The sequence below is a fragment of the Rhizobium sp. BR 317 genome, from assembly GCF_047445835.1.
Taxonomy (GTDB): Bacteria; Pseudomonadota; Alphaproteobacteria; order Rhizobiales; family Rhizobiaceae; genus Rhizobium; species Rhizobium paranaense.
This window is the reverse complement of the sequence record NZ_JARWLB010000015.1, coordinates 34,691-57,549: the sequence shown is the minus strand read 5'-3', so window position 1 is coordinate 57,549 and position 22,859 is coordinate 34,691. Positions and strand designations below refer to the sequence as shown.

The following is a 22,859-nucleotide window of genomic DNA, read 5'->3' as shown; positions in this document are numbered from 1 at the left end:
GCCATCAATCGAGCGGATAGAAACAGGAGAATTTATGCGTTCCCTCGCCGAACAATTCCGGCGTCACCTGGCGGCATTTATCCTGCGCACGCCAGCAACGCGGATTGAAGTGACAGCCGGTCGGCGGATTGAGCGGAGACGGCAATTCACCCTGCAGGCGGATGCGGTTCTTCTCGCGCTCGGGATCGGCGATCGGCGTCGCCGACAATAGCGCGGCGGTATAGGGATGGCGCGGGCGGGTGAACACCTCTTCCGCCGTACCGGTCTCGACCGGCCGGCCGAGATACATCACCATCACGTCGTCGGCGATATGGCGAACGACCGAAAGACCGTGGGAGATGAAGAGATAGGCTAGCCCCATTTCCTTCTGCAGGTCCATCAGAAGGTTCAGCACCTGCGCCTGGATCGACAGGTCGAGCGCGGAGACCGGCTCGTCGAGCACCAGCACCTTCGGCCGCAGCATCAGCGCACGGGCAATGGCGATGCGCTGGCGCTGGCCGCCGGAGAACATGTGCGGATAACGGTCGTAATGTTCCGGGCGCAGGCCGACACGCGCCATCATCTCCTCAGCCTTGCGGCGGCGGGTGGCGGCATCATCGTCGGTATTGATCTTCAGCGGCTCCTCGAGAATGGAGCCGACCTTCTGGCGCGGATTGAGCGAGCCATAAGGATTCTGGAAGACGATCTGCACGGCGCTGCGCAGGCTGCGGTCGCCGAGCTTCGCCGGCTTACCATCGATCAGCAGTTCGCCCGCCGTCGGGTCCTCGATCATCGTCACCAGGCGGGCGAGCGTCGACTTGCCGCAACCGGATTCGCCGACGACAGCAAGCGTGCGGCCGGATTGGAGGCTGAAGCTGACGCCGTTCAACGCCTTGACGGTCGCCTCCGGCTTGAAGGCGCCGCGCTTGACGGTGTAGAAACGGGCGAGATCGCGCCCTTCGAGAACAGCGCCCGTCATTAACGGCCTCCTGCTGCTTGCGTGGCGGCAAGGCCGGGATGGCCGTGCGGCTTGCCGTGTTCCAATGGATAATTGCAGAGTGCCACGCCGAGTTCCGCGCCCTGACGCTTGACGCCACGGTCGCATTCCGGCGTCGCAAACGAGCAGCGCGGCGCGAAAAGACAGCCCGTGGGGCGATCGTGCTGGCCGGGCACGACGCCGGCGATCGACGGCAGGCGCTCGCCGACCACGGCGCGTTCTGGCAGAGCTGAAAGAAGTGCTGCCGTATAGGGATGATGCGGATCGCGGAACAGGGCCTTCACCGGCTGCTCCTCGACCTTCTGGCCAGCATATTGCACCTGCACGCGCTCGGCGGTTTCTGCTACCACGCCCATGTCGTGGGTGATCAGCACCAGCGCCATGCCCTGCTCTTTCTGCAGCCGCGCAAGCAGATCGAGGATCTGTGCCTGGATGGTCACGTCGAGCGCGGTGGTCGGCTCGTCGGCGATCAGAAGCTTCGGATTGCAGGCAAGCGCCATGGCAATCATGACGCGCTGGCTCATGCCGCCGGACATCTGGTGCGGGAAGTTCGACAAGCGATCCGCAGGCGCCGGGATACCGACAAGATTCAAGAGCTCGATCGAGCGCTCACGGCGCGCCTTGCGGTCGAGACCCATGTGGATGCGCAGGGTCTCGCCGAGCTGAAAGCCGACCGTGAAGCACGGATTGAGGCTCGACATCGGCTCCTGGAAGATCATCGCCATGTCCTTGCCGATGATCTTGCGGCGCTGGCGCGAGGAGATGCCACGCAGGTCCTTCCCATCGAACGTCATGCGGTCGGCGGTGATCTTCGCCGTCCAGGGCAGAAGCCCCATCATGGCCAGCATGGACACAGACTTGCCGGAACCGGATTCGCCGACGATCGAGAGTATTTCTCCCTTATCGCAGGTGAGAGAGACGCCATCCACCGCACGGAACAGGCCGGATGCGGTCTGGAATTCAACGGTGAGGTTTTCAATATCGAGAAGCGGCATCACGACCTCTTCAGCTTCGGGTCGAAAGCATCGCGCAGGCCATCGCCCATCAGATTGATGGCGAGAACCGTGATCAGGATGCAAAGACCGGGAAAAGTGACGAGCCAGGGATTGCTCTGGAAGAATTCACGCGAATCCGCGAGCATCGTTCCCCATTCCGGCGTCGGCGGCTGCGCGCCCTGGCCGAGAAAGCCGAGGGCGGCGGCATCGAGAATCGCGGCCGAGAAGGCCAGCGTCGCCTGCACGATCAACGGCCCCAGACAGTTCGGCAGGATGGTTTTGAACATCAGGCGAAGCGAAGTGGCGCCGGAAACCCGCGAGGCGATGACATATTCCTTGTCGCGCTCGGCCATCACCGAGGCGCGCGTCAGGCGAACGAAGTGCGGCTGGTTGACGATGGAGATCGCGATCATGGCGTTGGTCAGGCCAGGTCCCAGGATCGCCACCAGCACCAGGGCGAGCAGCAGCGAGGGAATGGCAAGGATGATGTCCATGATGCGCATGATGATCGTATCGGTGCGGCCACGAACATAGCCGGCGACGAGGCCGATCAGGACACCGGCGAGCGCCGAAAGCGAAGCAACCACCAGGCCGATGAACAGCGAAAACCGCGTGCCATAGATCAGGCGCGAGAGAAGATCGCGGCCATTGGCATCGGTGCCGAGGAGAAAGTCGCTATTGCCGCCTTGGGCCCAAGCCGGCGGCAGGCGCTGCATGGTGCCGCCATAGGCGTAGTTCGGATCATGTGGGGCGACCACACCGGCGAAGATCGCCAGGAACAGAACGAAGACGAAGATCACCAGCCCGATGACCGCGCCCTTGTTACGCGAGAAATAGTACCAGAACTCCGCGAGAGCGGAGGGGCGGTCGGATTTGAGACTTACCGTGCTCATGGGCCGCTCCTAGTGACGAATGCGTGGATTGATGAAGCCGTAGAGCAGGTCGACGGCGAGATTGACGAGCATGACGATGCCCGCGATCAGCAGCAGACCGCCCTGCACCACAGGATAATCGCGCTTGAAGACGGCGTCGATCATCCACTTGCCGATGCCCGGCCAGGAAAAGATGCTTTCCGTCAGGATGGCGCCGCCGAGCAGCACGCCGACCTGCAGGCCGATGGTGGTGACGACTGGGATCATGGCATTGCGGAGCGCATGCACGGAGACGACGCGCAGCGGCGCGAGGCCTTTGGAGCGGGCGGTGCGGACATAATCCTCACCCAGAACTTCCAGCATGGCCGAGCGCGTCTGCCGGGCGATGACGGCGAGCGGAATGGTGCCGAGCACGATGGTCGGCAGGATCAGCGAATTCAGCGCCGAGGCGAAGGCGCCCTTTTGACCGGACAGGAGGCTGTCGATCAGCATGAAGCCGGTGACCGGCTTGAAGAAATAGATGAGCCCGATGCGGCCGGAAACCGGCGTCCAATGCAGATAGCCGTTGAAGACGATGATCAGCAGCAGGCCCCACCAGAAGATCGGCATGGAATAACCGACAAGGGCCACGCCCATCACGCTCTGGTCGAACCATGTGCCGCGCTTGACGGCGGCGAAAACGCCTGCCGGAATGCCAAGACAGATCGCCAGGATCATAGCGCAGATCGACAGTTCCAGCGTTGCCGGGAAGAAGGTCAGGAAGTCGGTCAGCACGTCGCGCTTGGTGGTGATCGAAGTCCCGAGATCGCCGTGCAGCGCACTCCAGATGTAGTGGCCGTATTGCATGACCAGCGGCTGGTCGTAGCCGAGATCATGAGAGATCTGGGCATGGCGCTCAGGCGACATGACGCGCTCGCCCGACAACAGCATGACGGGATCGCCGGGAAGCAGGCGGATGAAGGAGAAAGCGACGATCGATACGCCGAGGAATGTCGGGATCAGCACCGCAAGGCGGCCGAAAAGAAATCGCAACATGGCAGATGTCCAAAGTTTTCCGGCGGTCAAGCAAATTGCCTGACCGCCGGTTTCACCCGGCTCTCGACCGGGTATTTCAGAGCGTGTCCGTTATTCGGCGATATCGACGCCGTCGAAGCGGTGAACGCCGACCGGATCCTGCACGTAGCCAGAAACCTTGGTGCTCATGGGAACGAACTCCTCGGAATGGTCGATGGTCATCCACGGAGCTTCGCGCTTGAAGACGACCTGCGCCTGTTCGTAGAGCTTAGTGCGCTCCTTGACATCGGCAGTCTGCTTAGCCTTCTTCACGAGACCGTCGAATTCCTTGTTGCACCACTGGGCGCGGTTGTTACCGCCGACTGCGTCGCAGCCGAGCAGCGTATCCAGGAAGTTATCCGGATCGCCGTTGTCGCCGGTCCAGCCGAGGATAGCCGCGCCATCGCGGTCCTTGGCGGAGGAGAGCTTCAGGTACTGAGCCCAGTCATAGGTCACGATCTCGGCCTTGACGCCGATCTTGGCGAGGTCAGCCTGCATCAGCTCGGCAGCACGACGTGCATTCAGCATGTACGGACGCGAAACCGGCATAGCCCAGATCTTCATGCTGAGGTTCTTGACCCCAGCCTTTTCAAGCATCTTCTTGGCTTCTTCCGGGTTGTACGGATCGTCCTTGATGTCCTTGTTGTAGGACCACATGGTCGGCGGGATCGGGTTGGTAGCGACCGAGCCGGAACCCTGGAAGACGGCATCGACGATCGCCCGCTTATCGACAGCCATGTTCAGCGCCTTGCGCACTTCGGCCTTGTCGAAGGGAGCAACCAGCGTGTTGTAGGCGAGATAGGAGACGTTCAGGCCCGCCTGTTCGAGAACCTTCAAGCTCTTGTCGGTCTGGAGATCCTTGATGTCGGCGGCGTTCGGATACGGCATGATCTGGCATTCGCCGGACTTCAGCTTCTGCGCGCGAACGGATGCGTCAGGGGTGATCGCGAAGACGAGATCGTCGATCTTTTCCTTGCCCTTGAAGTAGGTTTCATTCGCCTTGTAGCGGATGACGGCATCCGGCTGATAGGCGACGAAGGTAAACGGACCAGTGCCGAGCGGCTGCTGGTTCATCTGCTCCATCTTCTTGTCGGCCTGCAGCTTGTCTGCATATTCCTTCGACAGGATCGAAGCGAAGTCCATGGCCAGGTCGGCGATGAACGGCGCTTCCGGACGATTCAGCACGAACTTGACGGTGAGGTCATCGACCTTGTCGACCGACTTGATGAGGGTCGGGAAGCCCATGCCCGCAGCATATTCATAGGAACCGCCGGCGACGTACTTGGCCCACGGGCTGTCTTCCTTGAGCTGGCGGTTGAACGAGAAGACGACGTCGTCAGCATTGAGATCGCGCGTCGGGGTGAAGTAATCGGTGGTCTGGAACTTCACGCCCTTGCGGAGCTTGAAGGTGTATTCCTTACCATCCGGGGAAACAGTCCAGCTTTCGGCGAGGCCAGGCTCAACTTCGGTGCTGCCGTGCTTGAACTCGACGAGGCGGCTATAAACCGTACGCGAAGAGGCATCGAAGGTGGTGCCGGCGGTGTAAATTCCCGGATCGAAACCTTCCGGCGAACCTTCCGAGCAATAGACGAGCGTTTTGGACCAGGCGGACGTCGCCATGACCGAAGCCAGGGCGGTCACTGCCAACAGGACAGAGATCTTTTTCATGATGTCGTTTCCCAGGTTTGTTATTCTTTTGAAGCCGTGGATCCCCTGAGGTTCCCTTCCGGATCGCGCCGATGGAACGCTATTTAATGTGTGAAAGCAACACGCCCCGCCCAAAATTTTTCCAAATTATAGAGTTTGGAAATTTTCCTATAAAAATGGTCTTGGATTGGTAACAATCTGACGAAATCGCGCCTCTTTTCGACGCATTTCGGATAATTTTACCCTTGCCTCTTCGCAAACATTAACGATTGGCGACAGAATTTACCTGACGGCACAAACGAAAAATCCGCGGACACCTCAAGGCGCCCGCGGATTGGGAAACTGCGTAAATTTAGGGAGGATCAGGCGGCCGGTGCCGTGATCGCTGGCTTCTTGGCGATTGCTCTGTGATCGTTCTCGGTCAGACCGAGCAGGAAATTGATCTGCGGACGGGCCTTGACGAGATCGTCGATGGAATATTCGGTCAGCACGTCGAAGAAGGCGTTGAGCGCCTTGCGCAGCGCCGAGTTCAGGCCGCAGCTATCGACCAACGGGCATTCGACGACACCTTCCTCGAAGCATTCCGCCATCGCGAAACTATCTTCGGTCACCTTGACGACATCGAACAGGCTGATGCTGGCCGCCGGCTTGCCGAGACGCACGCCGCCATTGCGGCCACGCACGGTCTCGACGAGACCAGCCTTGGTGAGCGGCTGCAAAATCTTGAACAAAAACAGCTCGGAAACACCATAGGCTTTTGCGATTTCCGGGATGCGGCTCAAGTGGCCATCGTTGGCGGCGCAATACATGAGCATGCGCACTGCGTAGTTGGTCTGCTTGGTCAAGCGCATGCCGATCTCCTGGAATCAAGGCCGCATAGGACGGTTCGACTGGTATATAGTGCCTTTCGTAGTTTTGAACAATTCCAAAATATGAAAATCACATTCACGTTATTCTGATGGGGGGACTCAGCCCTTTCCTGCTCCCGCCCTAAGCTCCCTGGCGTAATCGAGAATAGCCTGCTTGCGCTCCGGCGTACCCGGATGGGTCGACAGCATGCTGGTATCGGAATGATCGCCGAGTTTCGTTTCCAGAGTATCGAAGAAGCGCGACAGTGCTGTCGGGTCCATGCCCGCTTCCTGCATCAACTCGACCGAACGGCGATCGGCTTGGGCTTCGGCAGAGCGGGAATAGGCAAGCGCCAACAAGCCGCCCCCCTGGGTCAAAACATCCTGCACGCCGGAACCGACGTCGCCGGCAATCAGCAAGACCAAACCGGCGACGCCGGCGGCGCGGTAAAGTTGGCGGAGGCTATGCTTGTATTCGACATGGCCGATCTCGTGGCCGAGAACGGCGGTGATCATTTCCGTATCGCCGCCGGCAAGGTTCACCAATTCGTCGGTCAGGACCAGATTGCCGTCCGGCAACGCGAAGGCATTCGGGCCGACGACGCCACCTCCGCGAAAGTTCAGCTTATACCGGCCGACACCGCCCTCCGCATGGGTTGCGATCTTTTCGAATTGATCGGCTATTTCCTTACGCCTGGCTTCGGGCAGCTTGCTCGGGCTGAGCGTCACCTGATCCAGCGTCTTCAACGTCCCCGCGGACATCATCTCCGGCACGACCGGCGGCGTCACCAGAACGGCGACCTCCACCAGCGCCGGCAAAGCGTAGTGATAAATGGTCGACGCCAGCACGATCGTCGCAACGGCGAAGGCGATCATGCGCGGGCGCACAATCTCCAGCCGGTGTACAAAACCGCTGCGCCCCTCACCGCGGCCTTGGAGATAAGCGTCGACGGCATCATTATCGCGCGTTTCGAACACCGACTCGTTGCCGAAAACAATGCGCCGCGGAATGGAGCCCACGCGTGGACTGATTTCGATATCGGAACGGATGCCCCAGGCGAGGCGCTTGTCCTTTTCGTCGTCCTCATCCGAGAGGACGGTGAGCGAACCACCGATGTCAACCAGCCGGGCGGCAACCGCCCGGCTGGAATGGGGCGGATGCCAGGTGCCCGTGGCAATTGATGCCGGATCAGAAACCAAAGTCGAAGCCATCGACATCAAGATATTCCGCACTAATGACGCCGCCAGTCGAGCGGATCTGGTCGAAAACCACGCCGATCTCGCCGTCAATGCTTATTGCGGTGTGTTCTGCTAAAAGCCGCTGCATCTGTACCGCAGCCCATGGACGCATCAGGCCCAGCGTTACGAACGTCAGCACCGTATTGACGACGACAACCCAAATATACTCCCCGCGACCAAGGTTGCTACGGAGCTGATGGCGATGATCGATCATTGCTGCCGACCAGACGATGTTGCGGATCGAGGCCCGATAATAAAGGCCGGCGAATACGTATCCGAGCAGGCCAATGGCAAGCCCGACATATGCCGGACCAAGACCAGCATCTGAACCCATTGGGACATTGCGAAAGGCGCCTAAAACGCCCAAAACGAACCCCATGACTGCACCGCCTGCAATGGCGATCGCGATCATGGCACCGAAAACCTTGTAAATCGCACTCAATCGAGGCTCGGTCGAGAATGATCGGTCTCCATAACGCAAATTGTCGAAGATGTACTTATAAAACCAACGACTTGCGACTGGAGACGCCAACCCGAACGAGATCACCGTTACCAAGGCACCTAAGAAGATCGCCTTAAATGCACCTCCATAGGTTCCGACGAAATCGAAGCGCACATTGCGATAGCTCGTCACGCGCGCATTGAACTTCAGGCCGCGCATGAGAAACCATGGGAATACCACCAGCATCACCGGCCAAATTGCCAAGGCGGCCAACGGTGCCACATGCGAAAGGATATTTAAGGCGATGAGAAAGCCGAACACGATCAGCCGTCCGATCAGTATCTGTTTGCCCTTGGCATGATATTCAAAGGTGTGGCCCAGCAGGACCGTATTCCCATAGAAATACCGGTTGCGGCGTACCTTCGCCCAGGCGGAATAAATGCCCAGCGTAACGATCGTCAGCAGGATGTTGACGATCCAGATGCCGAAATACTCTTTGCTGCTTCCAGTAAATGATGCACGTTGAAAAAAGTGCTTATTTCCAATGGGATAATGCTGTTCAACAACTGCCATAATTCCCTGCCCCCACTATTGCCGTTTTCTGGCTGCTTACGGGAAGCAGCCAGAACGATTACCAGCTACCGCGACACATCCATCCCTTGCGTCAACAGATGTGTCGCCGCTATAAATTCTCTCTATCGTTGCATTTGAGAGCAGGAAATTCAGCTATAGGCAATGGGAAAATTAAGAACCGGGATAGGCAATGCGGCCGTGTCACAACTCAGACTGAGACTGCGACTTCAATGCCACACCCCCCGACCCGCCTTTAACTCACCGAAACCCAGACCGCCATCTCACAGCCGCCGGGCTCGCGGAAATGAAAGCGCCGGCCGCCGGGGAAGTCGAAGGCGGGCCGTGTGACGACCCCGCCGGCGAGTTCGACGGCGCGCTGTGCCGCTTCCAAATCCGTCGTGCGCACGACGGGAAGCGGTGCGTCGGTTGCCGCTGCCGCGTCACCCTGGATGCCGGCGTCGATGCCCGCCGCTTCGATGGCGTGATAGGTCGGTCCGTAGCTGACGAAGCTCCACTCGAAAGCTTCCTCGAAAAAACGGCGGGTCTTCAACCCGTCGGTCGACGGAAATTCGAGATAGTCGATCTGATAGGTCACGGGCATCACACCGTCCTCCGGTTGTTCTTGTTTTGTTCTAAAACAAAATACACCGTCCAGCAAGATGACTCAGCAGAAAATAACCGCAACAAAAAACCGCCGCCCAATTCAGCCTCAAATCGGCATTGGACGGCGGCTCGTATCAGACGATATCGAAGAACGTTACTTCATCGTCGGCATGACGAATTCAGCCCCGCCCTTGATGCCGGACGGCCAGCGGGCGGTGATCGTCTTGGTGCGGGTCCAGAACTTGATCGAGTCCGTGCCGTGCTGATTGAGGTCGCCGAAGCTGGACGCCTTCCAGCCGCCGAAGGAGTGGTAGGCGAGCGGAACCGGGATCGGAACGTTGACGCCGATCATGCCGATGTTGATGCGCGAGGCGAAATCGCGGGCGGCATCGCCGTCGCGGGTGTAGATCGCGACACCATTGCCGTATTCGTGCTTCATCGGCAGATCGAGCGCTTCTTCGTAGTTCTGGGCGCGGACAACCGAGAGGACCGGTCCGAAGATTTCGGTCTTGTAGATGTCCATGTCCGGCTTGACGTGGTCGAACAGCGTGCCGCCGACGAAATAGCCGTCCTCATAACCCTGCAGCTTGAAGCCGCGGCCATCGACCACGAGCTTGGCGCCTTCCTCGACACCGCGGTCGATCAGGCCGTTGACGCGGTTATACGCATCCTTGATGACGAGCGGGCCCATATCGGCCTTGTCATCGGTGTAGGGGCCGATGCGCAGGGATTCGATCTTCGGCACGAGCTTTTCGACCAGGCGATTGGCGGTGTCTTCGCCCACCGGAACGGCAACGGAGATTGCCATGCAGCGCTCACCGGCCGAACCATAGCCTGCGCCCATCAGGGCGTTGACGGCCTGATCCATGTCGGCATCCGGCATGATTATCATGTGGTTCTTGGCGCCGCCGAAGCACTGCGCGCGCTTGCCGTTCATCGCCGCCGTGCCATAGACATAGCGGGCGATCGGCGTGGAACCGACGAAGGAAACGGCAGCGATATCCGGATCGGCCAGGATGGCGTCGACGGCTGCCTTATCGCCATTGATGACGTTCAGGATGCCTGCGGGCAGACCGGCTTCGATCATCAGTTCGGCGAGGCGGAGCGGCACGGACGGATCACGCTCGGACGGCTTCAGGATGAAGGCGTTGCCGCAGGCGATCGCCGGGGCAAACATCCACATCGGGATCATGGCCGGGAAGTTGAACGGCGTAATGCCGGCGCCGATGCCGACCGGCTGGCGGATGGAATACATGTCGATCGCCGGGCCGGCGCCTTCGGTGAACTCGCTCTTCTGCAGATGCGGGATGCCGCAGACGAATTCGCAGACTTCCAGGCCACGGAGAACGTCGCCCTTGGAGTCCTCGACCGTCTTGCCGTGCTCCTTGGAGAGCAACAGAGCCAGCTCGTCCATATGCTGGTTCAGGAGTTCGACGAACTTGAAGAAAACGCGAGCGCGGCGCTGCGGATTGGTGGCGGCCCATTTCGGCTGCGCGGCCTTGGCGTTTTCGACGGCTGCGCGGATTTCCTCGACGCTGGCGAGCGCGACGGTCGCCTGCACTTCGCCGGTTGCCGGATTGTAGACGTTGCTCGTGCGGCCGCTGGTGCCAGCGACGTGCTTGCCGCCAATGAAATGACCGATCTCTTGCATGGATGTGCCTCCTCGTTTTCTGGAATGGTGACAGGATCGCACTTCAATTTGCACAAATCAATGAGCTGTTATAAGCAACCGTTGTGCAGAAATTAAAGCCCTGGATGTGCATATGGATTGGGATGATGTCCGCATGTTCCTCGCTGTTGCCCGCACGGGACAGATCCTGGCGGCCTCGAAACGGCTTGGGGTCAACCACGCGACGCTCTCCCGGCGGGTGACGACGCTGGAGGAGCGGCTGAAGACGCGGCTGCTGGTGCGCCGCACCAATGGCTGCGATCTGACCGCCGAGGGCGAAATCTTCCTGCATGCAGCCGAGCGCATGGAAACCGAGATGCTGCGCGCCCAGGCAAGTGTCGGCCATCTCGACAGCGCCATTACCGGCACGGTGCGCATCGGCGCGCCGGACGGTTTCGGCGTCTCCTTCCTCGCCCCCCGTTTGGGCCGGCTGATTGCGCGCTATCCGGAACTGCGCATCCAACTGGTGCCGGTGCCCCGCTCCTTTTCGCTGTCGCAGCGCGAGGCGGATATCGCCATCACGCTGGAACGCCCCGAACAGGGTCGTCTGATCTCATCCAAGCTGACAGACTATACGCTCGGCCTTTACGCTTCGAAGGCCTATCTCGATCAGGCAGGCCTGCCGGACAGCGTGGAGGCACTGAAATTGCACCCGCGCATCGGCTATGTCGAAGACCTGATCTTTACCGCATCCCTGAATTTCTCCGGCGAGATCATGCGGAGCTGGGACGCATCGTTCGAAATCTCCACCTCCATCGGCCAGACGGAAGCGGTGCGCTCCGGCGCCGGCATCGGCATTTTGCACGATTACATCGCCAGGCAATATCCGGAGCTGATCCGCATTCTTCCCGATGTCTCGATCAAACGCGCCTATTGGACCATCTATCACGAAAGCGCCCGCGATCTGGTGCGGGTGCGCACCGTCGCGGATTTTCTGCAGGAGTTGGTGAGCGAGGAAAGGCGGATGTTTTTCTGAAGCAGTCAGGCCTCTAAAGCTCGTCGCGATCTTTCAGATTCGCTCCCGCGCTTTGGCTGCTTGTTTTTGCATGTCGTTTTCGCAAGACCGCCGGACACTTTTGCGCAACATGCGTTAGGCATGCTTCGGCGGCTCTTCGTTCTCATCGGGATTGGGAACGGGAATTTCATCCGGCAGCCTGTCGGGATCCGGCTCCTCTATCGGCGGCACGGGTGCCCAGCCGGGACCGGGCATCGGTGGCTTTTCGGGAATCGGCTCGCGTGGCACGGACATGGCCAGGTCCTTCTGTCTTATTGTTGATATGAACAGAACGACGGCGAACAGGCAGGGTTCCACAGGAATTCCAGCCGCCCACCGAGAACGCCATGGCCTGGCTCCCCTGCCCCGGCATGAATTCCCGTTTCATTTGCGCACGGAACCAGTTCGTGCATAAGTAGAATAATAGACTTTCGTTTTCATCCAGGCAGGGTCCGAGGGGCGCTTGATGTTGAAAGGCGGGGTATTCTTCGCGGCGCTCGCCGGCGGTCTCAGCGCATGCACGAGCATCGACTATTCGCAGCTCCCCCCGGAAAAGGTTCKACCAGGTGCGCAACGTGTCGTTCAAGGACTCCGCGGATATCCTCGGCGAAGCCATCCAGGGATTGGTGAAGGCGAACAAGGTTCAGCGAAACGATGTGGCCGGGACGGCCATCACTGCAGCGGTCGGCAGCAGCATCGCCGATAACCTCTGGAACAAGAAGGGGGCGTGTGCCGCCTCCAAGGTCAGCCCCGAGGATATCGCGGCGGTCAAAAAAGCCATCCCTGGCGCTGCCCAGCCCGCCGCCAGAAGGACATTCAGGGTGCCGCCCGAAACGCCCGCAATACCGCCCCGCGGCCGCGCCAAGATCGTCTCGCGGATCACGTTCTAGGAGTGTCTTTGGGCGAGCACCAGAGATGCGCGACCGCATCGAGGTGACACGGCGCTGGACAAGGGCCGGTCGTGGCCTAGAATCCTAAGAACGTCTCAGGGAGCAAAGATCATGAGCGAGAAAAAGAAACCGAAGCTGACCGAGAAAGAACGCAAGGAGCAGGACGATTATCTCGAAGAGGCGCTTGAGGAGACCTTTCCTGCGAGCGATCCAATCTCACCGGGACATGTCGCAAAGAAGCCTGAGGACAAGAAATAGCCCGCCGCTGATATCCGGCTGCCTGCTATCGTTTGATCTATGGGGAGAAATGGTACGGTTGGGGGGTCTCGAACCTCCGACCTCAGGTGCCACAAACCTGCGCTCTAACCAACTGAGCTACAACCGCACATGCTCGCGTCGCCGCGAACGGGGGTGACATACGAGGACTTTGAAATTATTTCAAGTCCTATCTCCCTGCAATATGAAAAAGCTGGGCATGACCGCCTTCCAAAGCACATATCGCAGTCGGACGAGCCTGCGAAAAGCGTTGTGAGGCTGAATCAAAAACGTCCCGTTTCCAGTGTTCACCTGAAAACGGGACGTTCCGATCTTGGGAGGTTTTTTAAGAATTAGGCAACCTTGAAGGAGGACATGGCCTTTTCAGCAGCGTCCTTGGCCGGCTTTGCCAGCTTTTCGGCAACCTTCTTGGTGGTTTCCTGGATCGACTTGGCCTGCTCGACGGTAACTTCAGCCTGCTTGCGGATGAAGGAGGTCTGCAGTTCGAAGAGTTCGGCGACGGACTTGACGCGAAGCAGAGCTTCCATGTGCGCCAGCGAGCTTTCAGCATTGGCGCGCAGCACGTCGATGGTCTTGAGCCCGATTTCCACGGAGCCAGCCTGGGCGGTCTGGACAGTGGCCTCGAGGGTCTTGCCAGCGTCTTCGGCAGCCGTCTTCATCTTGGCGAAGGCTTCCTTGGACTGTGTAGCGCCCTTTTCGGCGAAGTCGCGGAAGGATTCAGAGAGCTTGGACGGGTCGAATGCAGCCGTTGAAAAAACGTCGTCTTTCTTTACAGTAGCCATGATAGCGCTCCTATACGGGCCCTCCTCAGAGGCGCCCTTGGTGAATTGATTGAGCCCTATATAATATAAACTATTGTGCAGTGCAACATCTTTTTTGCGATGCACAACGCGTTAACCCTTCCAGTCAAAAACCTGGCCCGTCGCTGGACCTGAAACCGGGGCGCCGTTATTAATAAAGCGTTAAAGTAAGAGAGGCGATCACGCCCGCAAAACAGGTCGGAACATGCCCGCAATTCAGTATCCGTTCATTGACATTGCCGTGCACCCCCGCGTTCGGGAGCGTTTTGCGCGCGGCGAAGCCATGGTGCTGTTTTCGACCGGCTTGGATCGCGTGCTCTGGGCCAACGGCGCCGGCGCCAACCTCTTCGGCTACGATATCATCTACGATTTCCTCGACCAGGGACCGAAGACCGGCGATGTCTCCTTCCGCCAGATCGAGGCGACGGCGCGCGGACTTGGTGCGGTCGGCGACCAGCGCACTTTCCTGATCCGCATGGCCTCCGGCTTCCAGCGCTCGGTCGTCAATGCCGCGGTCGAAATCATCCAGGTCCAGGCCGGTGAAGAGGCGGTCCTGTTTTCTTCCCCGGTCTCCTCCAAACCGCTCGCCGCGGCCGAGAGTGCAAAACGGATGATCGACGGCTTCGACGATCCCGATACGCATATGGCCGTGATCGGCCGCGACGGCGAAGTCATCGCCGCTTCCGCCCGCTTTGATGCACTGGGCGTGACGCCGCAAACCGCAAGGATGTTGACGACCATGGCGGGGGCACAGGCGGAGCGGCTTATCAAGCGGCCGATCCCGACCGGCCATGGCTATCTGCCCGCCGCCGTCGGCAAGCTGTCGGAAATCCCTGCCCTGCATCTGCTCTTCGTCGTCGATACCGCAGCCGGTGGTCTCGACCCGACGGCAAGCCTCGGGGCCGAAGCATCTGCCGGCTCCGCAACGGGCGCCGCGATCGAACCGGAAGCGGAAGAGGCGCGGAATGAGCTGGAGACAGCAGCGGCTGAGGAGATGCCCGTTGCCGACGCAGCGCCTGCCCCAGAAGTTCTCTCCCCTGAGGTCATCGACGCGGTGGCCGATATCGAGGACATCGAGCATGCGCCGGAAACATCTGGCGCCGACCATGAAGAGGTACATGCACACACCGATGCCGTCGGTCAGAATATCGACGCGCTGGTGATGATGGATGGCGTGACGCCCGAACAGATCGAGGCGGCCGCCCATGCCGACGAGCTTGTACCAGAGGCCGATGACGATCTCCGACCGAGCACCGGAGAAAAGCGGGCGGAGGATGCTGAAGCCGGCGCTGAGCCCGTCGCAGCCGAGGCAGGCGTTCCCGAAACCGACCAGTTGGAGGGTTTCACCTTCAAGCGCAGCGGCCGCGCCACGCGCTTCGTCTGGAGGATCGACGCCGAAGGCCGCTTCAGCGAAGTCTCGCGCGAGTTCGCTGAAGCCGTCGGCCCACATGCCACGAAAGTAACCGGCGTCGCCTTCGCTGACATCGCCAAGCATTTCAATCTCGATCCGGACGGCAAGATCGCCGAGCTTCTGGCCCGGCGCGACACATGGTCCGGTCGGACGATCTACTGGCCGGTGGAAAATACCAACCTGGTAGTGCCGGTCGATCTGGCTGCGTTGCCGACCTATACGCGCAGCCGCGAATTCGACGGTTTCAGAGGCTTCGGCGTCGTCCGCCTGTCCGATGCCATAGAAGATCCGATGAAGCTTGGCTTGCGGCTGGATGGAGAGGACGAACAGGCGGCACCGGGCACTGTTGACAAGCCAACCGTCGAGACGGCTGCGCCGGCAATTACCGAAGAAGCATTGCATGACGCGACGGAGGAAAATGTCGCCGCAGAAGAGGAGACGGCTCGCGAAGCAGGACCCGAGGCAACGAACGAACCCGTTGCCAGGGATGACGAGCCGCCTGCCCTGAAGATTGCCGAGACGCCGAACCGCCGGGAATCCGACAAGGTCATCCGGTTGCACGAGCGCCGCATGCAGACTCCAGGCGGCTTGTCATTGAGCGAACAGGCAGCCTTCCGCGAGATCGCCCGGCAGCTCGACCCCTTCGGCAAACGCGCCGAGCCGCCGAGCGGCGAGCCTGAAACGACAGAACAGTCCGAAGAGGTGGTGAGCATCTCCCCGCTGCCGAATGCTGCGGATGAGGTTCTGTCCGATGCTGTCGAGGCGCCGGCCGACGATATTGCTGCCAAAGATCAGTCGGAAAGCGGCGACACTGCACAATCCGAACAGGACATGCCGGCGCCTGTGGCCGAGGCAGAAAAGCCTGAAGAAAACATCGACCCGCTTGAAGTCTTGAGCACCGCCATTCCGCCGCGCGTGAAAATGCGTGACGGCCTGTCGGCCGAGATCGTCGATCAACTGCCCCTCGCCATCCTCGTGCATGCCGGCGACCGGCTGATCCACGGCACCCCGGAATTCCTGCGGCTGACGGGCTATGAAAGCCTCACGGACCTGGACCATGTCGGCGGGCTGGATGCGCTGCTGCAGCGCCATGACCTCGAAGGCAAGACCGAGCAGCCGGGGACGATGATGGTGGTGCGCGCCGACGATACGCTCGTGCCTGTTACCGCGCGGCTGCAATCGATCCGTTGGGAAGACGGCACCGCTTTGATGCTGGCGCTGATGCCGCTCGAAAAGAGCGAGGCCCCTGCGCCGGAGCCCGTGCCGGAAGAAGCGCGGCCGGAACGCATGGTCGAAAAGCTCGCCAAGCTGCAGGTCGAAATCGAAGAGCTGCGTTCGACGCTGGAAACGGCAACGGATGGGGTCATCATCATCGGGCAGGAGGGCGAAATCCGGTCGATGAACCGCTCGGCAAGCGCGCTCTTCAACTATGACGACCAGGAAACCCGTGGCAAACCTTTCGTCATGCTTTTTGCACATGAGAGCCAGAAGGCCGTGCTGGACTATCTCGGCGGTCTCTCCGGCCATGGTGTCGCAAGCGTGCTGAACGACGGCCGTGAAGTGATCGGCCGCGAGGCATCGGGTGGCTTCGTGCCCTTGTTCATGACCATGGGGCGCCTAAACTCCTCGAACGGCTATTGCGCCGTCATTCGCGACATCACGCAGTGGAAGCGCACCGAGGAAGAGTTGCGCAATGCCAAGCGCGCGGCGGAGACGGCCAATGCCCACAAGACCGATTTCCTTGCCCGCGTCAGCCATGAGATCCGTACGCCGCTCAACGCCATCATCGGCTTTTCCGACATGATGGCCGGCGAGCGCTTCGGGCCGATCGGTCACTCCCGCTATATCGAATATGCTGCGGATATTGGCCGCTCGGGCCGGCATGTGCTCGACATCGTCAACGATCTCTTGGACATCTCCAAGATCGAAGCCGGTGAGATGGACCTGGAATTTTCGTCCGTCGGCCTCAACGAGGCAATTGCCGAAGCCGTATCGCTGGTGCAGCCGCAGGCCAACAGCCAGCGTGTCATCATCCGCACGGCGCTGTCGCAAGCCGTGCCGAATGTCGTGGCCGACCTGCGCTCGATCAAGCAGATCGCGCTCAACATCCTGTCGAATGCCATCCGCTTCACGCCATCAGGCGGCCAGATCGTCGTGTCCACCTCTTACGAAGGCAATGGCAGCGTCGTCATGCGCATCCGCGATACCGGCGTCGGCATGACCCGCAGCGAGCTGGAGCAGGCGATGAAACCCTTCCGACAGGTCTCGACCAATGCCCGCAAACGCGGCGACGGCACCGGCCTCGGTCTGCCGCTGACCAAGGCCATGGTCGATGCCAACAGGGCAACCTTCTCGATCAATTCCGCGCCGAATGAAGGCACGCTGGTCGAGATTACCTTCCCCTCGCCGAGGGTGCTGGCGAACTGAGAGAGATCGCCAGCTCGTCATCAGAACCAGAGATCGCGCACGCACCGTCCTTTCGAAGGAAGGTCTTCAAACGTGTCGAGCCCATCGAAGTGATCGATAGGCAGGTCGGAGACGAGATCCGGTGGAGCAAGCCGGAGATTGACGGCAATGCGTCGGCGGCCATCCTTTTGAAGCCTCAGGCCGCGCCAGCCTTCGAGCGTCCAGCCTGCCTTGCCGCAGTGACATGAGCCGATCAGCATGAGCATGCCGCTCCATTCCGGTGCCCGTTCGAAGGCGGCATTCTGCCCCAGTCGCGAGATCCCTGCAAATCCCCTGTCAGCTCGCCAGAGCCAGCCCGCCGTAACGGCTGATTTCGCTTTCGATCTCCGCCACAAGCGTATCGAGCGCCGGATTTCTCACCTTGCGGCCGCGGCGCACCACATAGGCCAAGGCAGGCGGTGCCGGCAGGCCATGAGTGATGATCTCCATTTCGGGCTGCAGGTGACGGCCGTTCAGAAGCGCCACGCCCAAGCCCGAAGTAACAGCCGCGACGATCCCCGCCGCGCTCGCGCATTCGAATACGGTTTCGAGAACCACCCCGCCGTCCTGTCCGATATCGAGCGCCCAGCGGCGATAGAAGCATTCATCGTCGAAGGACAGAAAAGGAACTGGCTCGCCTGGCGGCAAGGAAAGGTCCGGATGCTTGACCCAATGAAGCGCCTCCCGGAAGAGAACGACATCGGTCGGGCGGACCTCATGGGCGAAAACCTGCACGATGGCGGCGTCAAGCTCTCCCCGCTCGAGCATGCCCCTGAGAATCAAGCTCATGCGGACCTTGGTGCGAACAGAGACATTCGGATGCAGCCGGCGAAATCGCCCCAATATCCGGGCAAGGTCTGTGCAGGTCGTATCCTCGGTCAGGCCAAGGGCGACGCGCCCGGCAAGCGATGTCTTCGACAGGCTCAACAGCGCCTCGTCATGCAGGCCGAGGATGCGCCCGGCATAGTCAAGCAGATCCTCCCCGGCCGCGGTGAACATCGACGCTCCAGGCTTGCGGCTCAGCAGATCGCAATCGAGGCTCGTCTCAAGCCGCTTGATTTTATGACTGACGGCGGATTGCGACAGGCCCAGGGCTTCGGCCGCGCGGGTAATGCCGCCGTGATGGCGGATCGCCCATAGCGCGCGCAACGCGTCGATTTCCAAACGTCGGCTGGTGAACTCGGTCATGGCAAACTCGGCCCGCATGATAGTCTCGCAGAGAGAATGCATATTCCGACAGCATCTGGCAAATATTCATTAGTTCTAAGACTGATATGTCATGCGATGATCGATATTTGTCATGTGTAATCGAATTGGCCCTGGCCTATGGCTGAAAGGCAGGTGACATTCAACCGAGAGCCTTATGACTGACCAGCCCCTCTCCCGGCCCATATTAAATAACAGCCGCTTCCTTTGGCCGTTGATGGCGACGCTGCTGATCTTTAGCTGGAGTTCCGGCTTCGTCGGTATTCGTTATGCCAGCCAGGAGGCCAGCGTCATACTGGTCCTGTTCTGGCGGACGCTGCTGTCGGGATTGGTCCTGCTGCCTTTTGCATTGGCGATCGGGCCACGGATGCGGCTGCGCGCGATAGCGGATCAGATGTTGTTCGGCGTGATGTCTGTCTTCCTCTATCTCGGCGGCTTTGCGCTGGCGATCGAACAGCGGGTACCGACGGGGCTAGTGGCGCTGATCTCCGATCTCCTGCCGCTGGCGATTGCGGCCTTGTCACAACCCGTCTTGGGGGAACGGCTGAGCGGGCGCCAATGGCTGGGAACGGCGATTGCTGTGGCCGGCGTGTTGATCGTGTCGCTAGACAGCCTCAACTTCGGCGCGGCCCCGTTTTGGGCCTATGGATTGACGGTCGGCTCGATGCTCGTCTTTGCCTTCGCATCGGTTCTGCACAAAAGGCGGCGGACCAGGCTTATGCCCGTTCACCAAAGCCTCTGCATCCATACTCTTACGGGCTCGGTGCTGTTCGGCGTCTGCGCCATGATGCAGGGCGATCTTGCGCCACCGATGACCCGCGGTTTCGCGATCGGCATGATTTGGCTGGTGCTGATTGCAACCTTTGCCGCCTACTCGGTCTACTATACGAGCCTGCGCCTCTTCCCGGTGGCGCAGGTCAGCGCGGCCATCTATCTCAGTCCACCCGTCACCATGCTGTGGGCCTGGGCCTTATTTTCCGAACCGCTGACAACGGCGATGTTCGTAGGATTGGCGGTGACGCTGGTGGGGGTCTGGCTGACCTCGCGCGGCCCTTCAGTGGAAAAGGTCTGACGTATCCTCTTGTTCCGAAGCAGACATTTCTGCTGCGTCCGCGGACCGATCAACGGCAAGCGGCTCGTTGCAAGAAAATATCCCAGTCGTCTACTGTCATCGCGCCGTCATTGACGACGGGGATATGGACCGAGCGAAATTGGGAGACGTAGTCGTGGACGCAAACGAGGCAGCCGAAGACGGAGCGGTAGTTCCACCGGCGGGCACGCCTTGGGAGGTCTTCGGCGCATTCCTTAAGCTCGGCCTCACCTCGTTCGGCGGGCCGATCGCGCATCTCGGATATTTCCGCGACGAACTCGTGGCGCGGCGGAAGTGGATCGACGAAAAGGGTTATGCCGATCTCATTGCCCTCTGTCAGTTCCTTCCGGGACCTGCCTCGAGCCAGGTCGGCTTTGCCATGGGCTTGTTGCGGGCTGGCCCGCTGGGCGCGCTTGCGGCATGGAGCGCTTTTACGCTTCCATCGGCACTGATCCTCTTTATCTTCGCCACCGCGGCCACTGCCCTCGACAATCCCCTCGGGCAGGGTTTGCTGCATGGGTTGAAGCTCGTTGCCGTGGCTGTTGTCGCCCAAGCGGTCTCGGGCATGGCAAAATCGCTGACGCCAGACCGGCCGCGCGCCGGCATCGCGCTCGCGGCGATTTTCATGGTGACGTTTGGCGGGACGCTCGGCCAGCTCGGAGCCATTGTGCTGGGTGCCGTTTCAGGACTTGCACTTTGTCGCGGAGCTGTGGTCGGGCACAAGCCAAGTCTTTCGTTCGGAATATCCAGATCTGCAGGCCTCTTTTGTCTGCTGGCGTTCGTGCTTTTGTTATTCGGGCTGCCGCTCGTTGTTTCGGCTCTGGATTGGCAGGGGCTGCGTCTCTTCGATGCCTTCTATCGTTCCGGCGCACTCGTGTTCGGCGGCGGGCATGTCGTGCTGCCGCTGCTTCAGGCAGAGGTGGTGAGGCCGGGCTGGATATCGGAAAACGCCTTCCTTGCCGGCTATGGCGTTGCGCAGGCCGTACCCGGCCCGCTCTTCACCTTTTCGGCCTATCTCGGGGCGGCGATGGTGCCCTCTCCCCAGGGCCTTGCAGGCGCAGTCATCTGTCTGCTCGCTATTTTTCTGCCCGGCTTTCTGCTGCTCGTCGGCACCTTGCCTTTCTGGGACAGGCTCAGCACCTATCCGCTGGCTCAGGCGGCCATGCGCGGCGCAAACGCAGCCGTGGTCGGCGTGCTGGGCGCCGCCCTCTATAATCCCGTGTGGACCAGTGCGGTCCTCTCATCAGCCGATTTTGCCCTTGCCCTTTCCGGCTTTCTTCTACTGGTGGTGTGGAAGGCGCCGCCATGGATCGTCGTTGTACTAATGGCCGCCGGCGCGCTTATTTTGCAAATGGCGTAGTTTCCGCATGTTATGGGCTGGGCCTACTCTCCGAGGGCTTGGTCACCCGGGCGACGGTGCCCGTCACGAAACAAAGACGGTCCAGCCAACGCCCAAAGCGGCAGATGCCAATAGGGTTGTTATCACCGACATCCTCAGACGGAAGATGGCTGTCGCGGCCAAGAGAGTCAGTACCAGCGAGGGCAATGAAAGTGAGGTTAGGACGGGTGCATCCATCGTCCAAGAGCCATAGGTGAAACTTGTGGTCTCGCGGAACAGCACATGGAGCCCGAACCAAATCGCGAGGTTCAAGATGACGCCTACGACCGCTGCCGTTATCGCTGACATGACACCGGTCAGAACGACATTGCCGCGCATCTTCTCGATGAATGGCGCGCCTGCGAAAATCCAAAGGAAGCTCGGTAGGAACGTGACCCATGTTGTGAGCACGGCGGCGAAAGTTGCTGCTGTAAGAGGGCTGAGAGTCCCGGGATTACGATAGCCTGCCAGGAACCCAACGAACTGCGTCACCATGATCAACGGTCCAGGAGTCGTTTCCGCCATCCCCAGACCGTCCAGCATCTCACCCGGCCGCAGCCAGCCCAACTGCTGTACCGCCTCCTGTGCGACATATGCCAGCACGGCATACGCACCTCCAAAGGTTACGATTGCCATCTCGCTGAAGAATATCCCGATCTTGGAAAAGACGTTGTCGGGGCCGAGCGTGATCAGGATGGCAGCAACCGGGATAAGCCACGCGGCGGCCAGCGCACCTGAGGTCTTGAGAGACCAGGCGAGGTTTGGTCGAGCGTGCAGAGGAATCTCCTCGCCAAGAACGGAGTCCTTGTCTTCCAGGATTGCCTCGGAGCCCGACTTGTGCCCGCCGCCCGCCTTGAAGGCCGCTACCCCTCCGCGAGAGGCAAGGTAACCGATAAGTCCCGCCCCAACGATGATTAGCGGAAACGGAACGTGCAGGAAGAAGATCGCAACGAAGGCGGCAGTGGCCAATGCAATCATAGTCCTGTTTTTGAGGGCTCGGCTACCGATGCGGAAGACGGCCTGGATTACGACCGCCAGCACGGCGCATTTGAGCCCGAAGAACATGCCTTCAATGAAGGTCAAGTTCCCGAACAAGACGTAGATGTAGCTGAGTGCGAGGATCGCAAGGAAGCCTGGCAGGACGAACAAACTGCCCGCGATCATACCGCCCAGGGTCCTGTTCAGCAGCCAGCCGATATAGATGGCAAGCTGATGTGCTTCTGGCCCCGGCAGCAACATGCAGTAGTTCAGAGCATGAAGGAATCTATGCTCTCCTACCCACTTCTTCTCGTCAACGACGATGCGGTGCATAACGGCGATTTGTCCAGCAGGCCCGCCGAAGCTCAGGGCGGCAACACGGGTCCAGACCTTGATAGCCTCGCCGAGCGGGACAACATCCCAGTCAGCCGAGTTTGATCGCGCTGCCGCGTTCTTTACGAGGTCGGTCATAGG

General features: G+C 60.2%; 21 protein-coding genes and 1 tRNA gene. 6 read left to right on the top strand and 16 right to left on the bottom strand.

What is annotated here, in order from left to right; translation table 11 throughout:
• Nucleotides 1-4: 4 nt before the first annotated feature.
• The 10 genes from QD357_RS21860 to QD357_RS21815 form a co-directional block, all read right to left on the bottom strand.
• On the bottom strand, nucleotides 5-958 hold the full coding sequence (locus QD357_RS21860; protein ID WP_107107094.1) for a peptide ABC transporter ATP-binding protein: 954 nt from the start codon (nucleotides 956-958) through the stop codon (nucleotides 5-7).
• Nucleotides 958-1,971 (bottom strand): ABC transporter ATP-binding protein, encoded by a 1,014-nt coding sequence (locus QD357_RS21855; protein WP_107107093.1) that lies wholly within the window; start codon nucleotides 1,969-1,971, stop codon nucleotides 958-960. Before QD357_RS21855 ends, QD357_RS21860 begins: the two co-directional genes overlap by 1 nt.
• The gene (locus tag QD357_RS21850; RefSeq protein WP_107107092.1) at nucleotides 1,971-2,864 is read right to left on the bottom strand and encodes an ABC transporter permease subunit; all 894 of its coding nucleotides are present in this window, start codon (nucleotides 2,862-2,864) and stop codon (nucleotides 1,971-1,973) included. Before QD357_RS21850 ends, QD357_RS21855 begins: the two co-directional genes overlap by 1 nt.
• A gap of 9 nt (nucleotides 2,865-2,873) precedes the next feature.
• Nucleotides 2,874-3,878 carry an ABC transporter permease subunit gene (locus tag QD357_RS21845; RefSeq protein ID WP_107107091.1) on the bottom strand — a complete coding sequence of 335 codons (1,005 nt, stop codon included), beginning with the start codon at nucleotides 3,876-3,878 and terminating at the stop codon, nucleotides 2,874-2,876.
• Nucleotides 3,879-3,968: 90 nt separating this feature from the next.
• Nucleotides 3,969-5,564, bottom strand: coding sequence for an ABC transporter substrate-binding protein (locus QD357_RS21840; protein ID WP_107107090.1), 1,596 nt, complete (start codon nucleotides 5,562-5,564; stop codon nucleotides 3,969-3,971).
• A 341-nt stretch (nucleotides 5,565-5,905) separates the two neighbouring features.
• Nucleotides 5,906-6,394, bottom strand: a complete 489-nt coding sequence (rirA, locus tag QD357_RS21835) for an iron-responsive transcriptional regulator RirA (RefSeq protein ID WP_107107089.1) — start codon at nucleotides 6,392-6,394, stop codon at nucleotides 5,906-5,908.
• 117 nt (nucleotides 6,395-6,511) lie between these two features.
• Entirely contained in the window at nucleotides 6,512-7,609 is a 1,098-nt protein-coding gene (locus QD357_RS21830; RefSeq protein WP_107107088.1) for a M48 family metallopeptidase, read from the bottom strand.
• The gene (locus QD357_RS21825; protein ID WP_107107087.1) at nucleotides 7,581-8,645 is read right to left on the bottom strand and encodes a YjgN family protein; all 1,065 of its coding nucleotides are present in this window, start codon (nucleotides 8,643-8,645) and stop codon (nucleotides 7,581-7,583) included. The genes QD357_RS21830 and QD357_RS21825 overlap by 29 nt, the downstream gene beginning before the upstream one ends.
• A gap of 253 nt (nucleotides 8,646-8,898) precedes the next feature.
• Nucleotides 8,899-9,246, bottom strand: a complete 348-nt coding sequence (locus QD357_RS21820) for a VOC family protein (RefSeq protein ID WP_107107086.1) — start codon at nucleotides 9,244-9,246, stop codon at nucleotides 8,899-8,901.
• Between the two features lie 156 nt (nucleotides 9,247-9,402).
• The gene (locus tag QD357_RS21815) at nucleotides 9,403-10,899 is read right to left on the bottom strand and encodes a CoA-acylating methylmalonate-semialdehyde dehydrogenase (RefSeq protein WP_107107085.1); all 1,497 of its coding nucleotides are present in this window, start codon (nucleotides 10,897-10,899) and stop codon (nucleotides 9,403-9,405) included.
• A gap of 112 nt (nucleotides 10,900-11,011) precedes the next feature.
• On the opposite strand from QD357_RS21815, the gene QD357_RS21810 reads away from it, so the two are divergent.
• Nucleotides 11,012-11,893, top strand: a complete 882-nt coding sequence (locus QD357_RS21810; RefSeq protein WP_107107084.1) for a LysR family transcriptional regulator — start codon at nucleotides 11,012-11,014, stop codon at nucleotides 11,891-11,893.
• A gap of 114 nt (nucleotides 11,894-12,007) precedes the next feature.
• Here QD357_RS21810 and QD357_RS21805 read toward each other — a convergent pair whose 3' ends face one another.
• Entirely contained in the window at nucleotides 12,008-12,166 is a 159-nt protein-coding gene (locus QD357_RS21805; protein WP_181316006.1) for a hypothetical protein, read from the bottom strand.
• Between the two features lie 320 nt (nucleotides 12,167-12,486).
• Here QD357_RS21805 and QD357_RS21800 point away from each other — a divergent pair, with 320 nt between their 5' ends.
• Together QD357_RS21800 and QD357_RS21795 are read left to right on the top strand one after the other, a co-directional pair.
• Entirely contained in the window at nucleotides 12,487-12,801 is a 315-nt protein-coding gene (locus tag QD357_RS21800; protein WP_146143973.1) for a hypothetical protein, read from the top strand.
• A gap of 111 nt (nucleotides 12,802-12,912) precedes the next feature.
• Nucleotides 12,913-13,059, top strand: coding sequence for a hypothetical protein (locus tag QD357_RS21795; protein WP_181316005.1), 147 nt, complete (start codon nucleotides 12,913-12,915; stop codon nucleotides 13,057-13,059).
• Between the two features lie 50 nt (nucleotides 13,060-13,109).
• On the opposite strand, the gene QD357_RS21790 is transcribed toward QD357_RS21795, so the two are convergent.
• Both QD357_RS21790 and QD357_RS21785 read right to left on the bottom strand, forming a co-directional pair.
• Nucleotides 13,110-13,186: transfer RNA gene (locus QD357_RS21790), tRNA-His, on the bottom strand.
• A 223-nt stretch (nucleotides 13,187-13,409) separates the two neighbouring features.
• On the bottom strand, nucleotides 13,410-13,859 hold the full coding sequence (locus tag QD357_RS21785) for a phasin (RefSeq protein WP_107107081.1): 450 nt from the start codon (nucleotides 13,857-13,859) through the stop codon (nucleotides 13,410-13,412).
• A gap of 223 nt (nucleotides 13,860-14,082) precedes the next feature.
• Between QD357_RS21785 and QD357_RS21780 the strand changes: the two genes are divergently transcribed.
• Nucleotides 14,083-17,715, top strand: a complete 3,633-nt coding sequence (locus tag QD357_RS21780; protein WP_414125021.1) for an ATP-binding protein — start codon at nucleotides 14,083-14,085, stop codon at nucleotides 17,713-17,715.
• 20 nt (nucleotides 17,716-17,735) lie between these two features.
• Here the strand turns inward: QD357_RS21780 and QD357_RS21775 are convergent, their stop codons facing one another.
• On the bottom strand, nucleotides 17,736-18,107 hold the full coding sequence (locus QD357_RS21775; protein ID WP_414125045.1) for a GFA family protein: 372 nt from the start codon (nucleotides 18,105-18,107) through the stop codon (nucleotides 17,736-17,738).
• Nucleotides 18,031-18,921, bottom strand: a complete 891-nt coding sequence (locus tag QD357_RS21770) for a LysR family transcriptional regulator (RefSeq protein ID WP_107107237.1) — start codon at nucleotides 18,919-18,921, stop codon at nucleotides 18,031-18,033. The genes QD357_RS21775 and QD357_RS21770 overlap by 77 nt, the downstream gene beginning before the upstream one ends.
• 175 nt (nucleotides 18,922-19,096) lie before the next feature.
• On the opposite strand from QD357_RS21770, the gene QD357_RS21765 reads away from it, so the two are divergent.
• Together QD357_RS21765 and chrA (QD357_RS21760) are read left to right on the top strand one after the other, a co-directional pair.
• Entirely contained in the window at nucleotides 19,097-20,011 is a 915-nt protein-coding gene (locus tag QD357_RS21765; RefSeq protein ID WP_107107079.1) for a DMT family transporter, read from the top strand.
• Nucleotides 20,012-20,135: 124 nt separating this feature from the next.
• Complete coding sequence (gene chrA, locus QD357_RS21760) at nucleotides 20,136-21,389, top strand: chromate efflux transporter (RefSeq protein WP_107107236.1); 1,254 nt, start codon at nucleotides 20,136-20,138, stop codon at nucleotides 21,387-21,389.
• A gap of 63 nt (nucleotides 21,390-21,452) precedes the next feature.
• Here the strand turns inward: chrA (QD357_RS21760) and chrA (QD357_RS21755) are convergent, their stop codons facing one another.
• Nucleotides 21,453-22,856, bottom strand: a complete 1,404-nt coding sequence (chrA, locus tag QD357_RS21755; protein ID WP_107107078.1) for a chromate efflux transporter — start codon at nucleotides 22,854-22,856, stop codon at nucleotides 21,453-21,455.
• Between the last annotated feature and the right edge of the window lie 3 nt (nucleotides 22,857-22,859).

Bases quoted from the DNA above. Each gene is read 5' to 3' on its own strand.
- QD357_RS21815 (WP_107107085.1), bottom strand. From the start codon at position 10,899: ATGCAAGAGATCGGTCATTTCATTGGCGGCAAGCACGTCGCTGGCACC.
- QD357_RS21845 (WP_107107091.1), bottom strand. From the start codon at position 3,878: ATGTTGCGATTTCTTTTCGGCCGCCTTGCGGTGCTGATCCCGACATTC.
- QD357_RS21780 (WP_414125021.1), top strand. From the start codon at position 14,083: ATGCCCGCAATTCAGTATCCGTTCATTGACATTGCCGTGCACCCCCGC.
- QD357_RS21770 (WP_107107237.1), bottom strand. From the start codon at position 18,921: ATGACCGAGTTCACCAGCCGACGTTTGGAAATCGACGCGTTGCGCGCG.
- QD357_RS21830 (WP_107107088.1), bottom strand. From the start codon at position 7,609: ATGTCGATGGCTTCGACTTTGGTTTCTGATCCGGCATCAATTGCCACG.
- chrA (WP_107107236.1), top strand. From the start codon at position 20,136: ATGGACCGAGCGAAATTGGGAGACGTAGTCGTGGACGCAAACGAGGCA.
- QD357_RS21795 (WP_181316005.1), top strand. From the start codon at position 12,913: ATGAGCGAGAAAAAGAAACCGAAGCTGACCGAGAAAGAACGCAAGGAG.
- QD357_RS21820 (WP_107107086.1), bottom strand. From the start codon at position 9,246: ATGCCCGTGACCTATCAGATCGACTATCTCGAATTTCCGTCGACCGAC.
- QD357_RS21805 (WP_181316006.1), bottom strand. From the start codon at position 12,166: ATGTCCGTGCCACGCGAGCCGATTCCCGAAAAGCCACCGATGCCCGGT.
- QD357_RS21765 (WP_107107079.1), top strand. From the start codon at position 19,097: ATGACTGACCAGCCCCTCTCCCGGCCCATATTAAATAACAGCCGCTTC.
- QD357_RS21825 (WP_107107087.1), bottom strand. From the start codon at position 8,645: ATGGCAGTTGTTGAACAGCATTATCCCATTGGAAATAAGCACTTTTTT.
- chrA (WP_107107078.1), bottom strand. From the start codon at position 22,856: ATGACCGACCTCGTAAAGAACGCGGCAGCGCGATCAAACTCGGCTGAC.
- QD357_RS21860 (WP_107107094.1), bottom strand. From the start codon at position 958: ATGACGGGCGCTGTTCTCGAAGGGCGCGATCTCGCCCGTTTCTACACC.
- QD357_RS21855 (WP_107107093.1), bottom strand. From the start codon at position 1,971: ATGCCGCTTCTCGATATTGAAAACCTCACCGTTGAATTCCAGACCGCA.
- QD357_RS21850 (WP_107107092.1), bottom strand. From the start codon at position 2,864: ATGAGCACGGTAAGTCTCAAATCCGACCGCCCCTCCGCTCTCGCGGAG.
- QD357_RS21785 (WP_107107081.1), bottom strand. From the start codon at position 13,859: ATGGCTACTGTAAAGAAAGACGACGTTTTTTCAACGGCTGCATTCGAC.
- QD357_RS21810 (WP_107107084.1), top strand. From the start codon at position 11,012: ATGGATTGGGATGATGTCCGCATGTTCCTCGCTGTTGCCCGCACGGGA.
- rirA (WP_107107089.1), bottom strand. From the start codon at position 6,394: ATGCGCTTGACCAAGCAGACCAACTACGCAGTGCGCATGCTCATGTAT.
- QD357_RS21840 (WP_107107090.1), bottom strand. From the start codon at position 5,564: ATGAAAAAGATCTCTGTCCTGTTGGCAGTGACCGCCCTGGCTTCGGTC.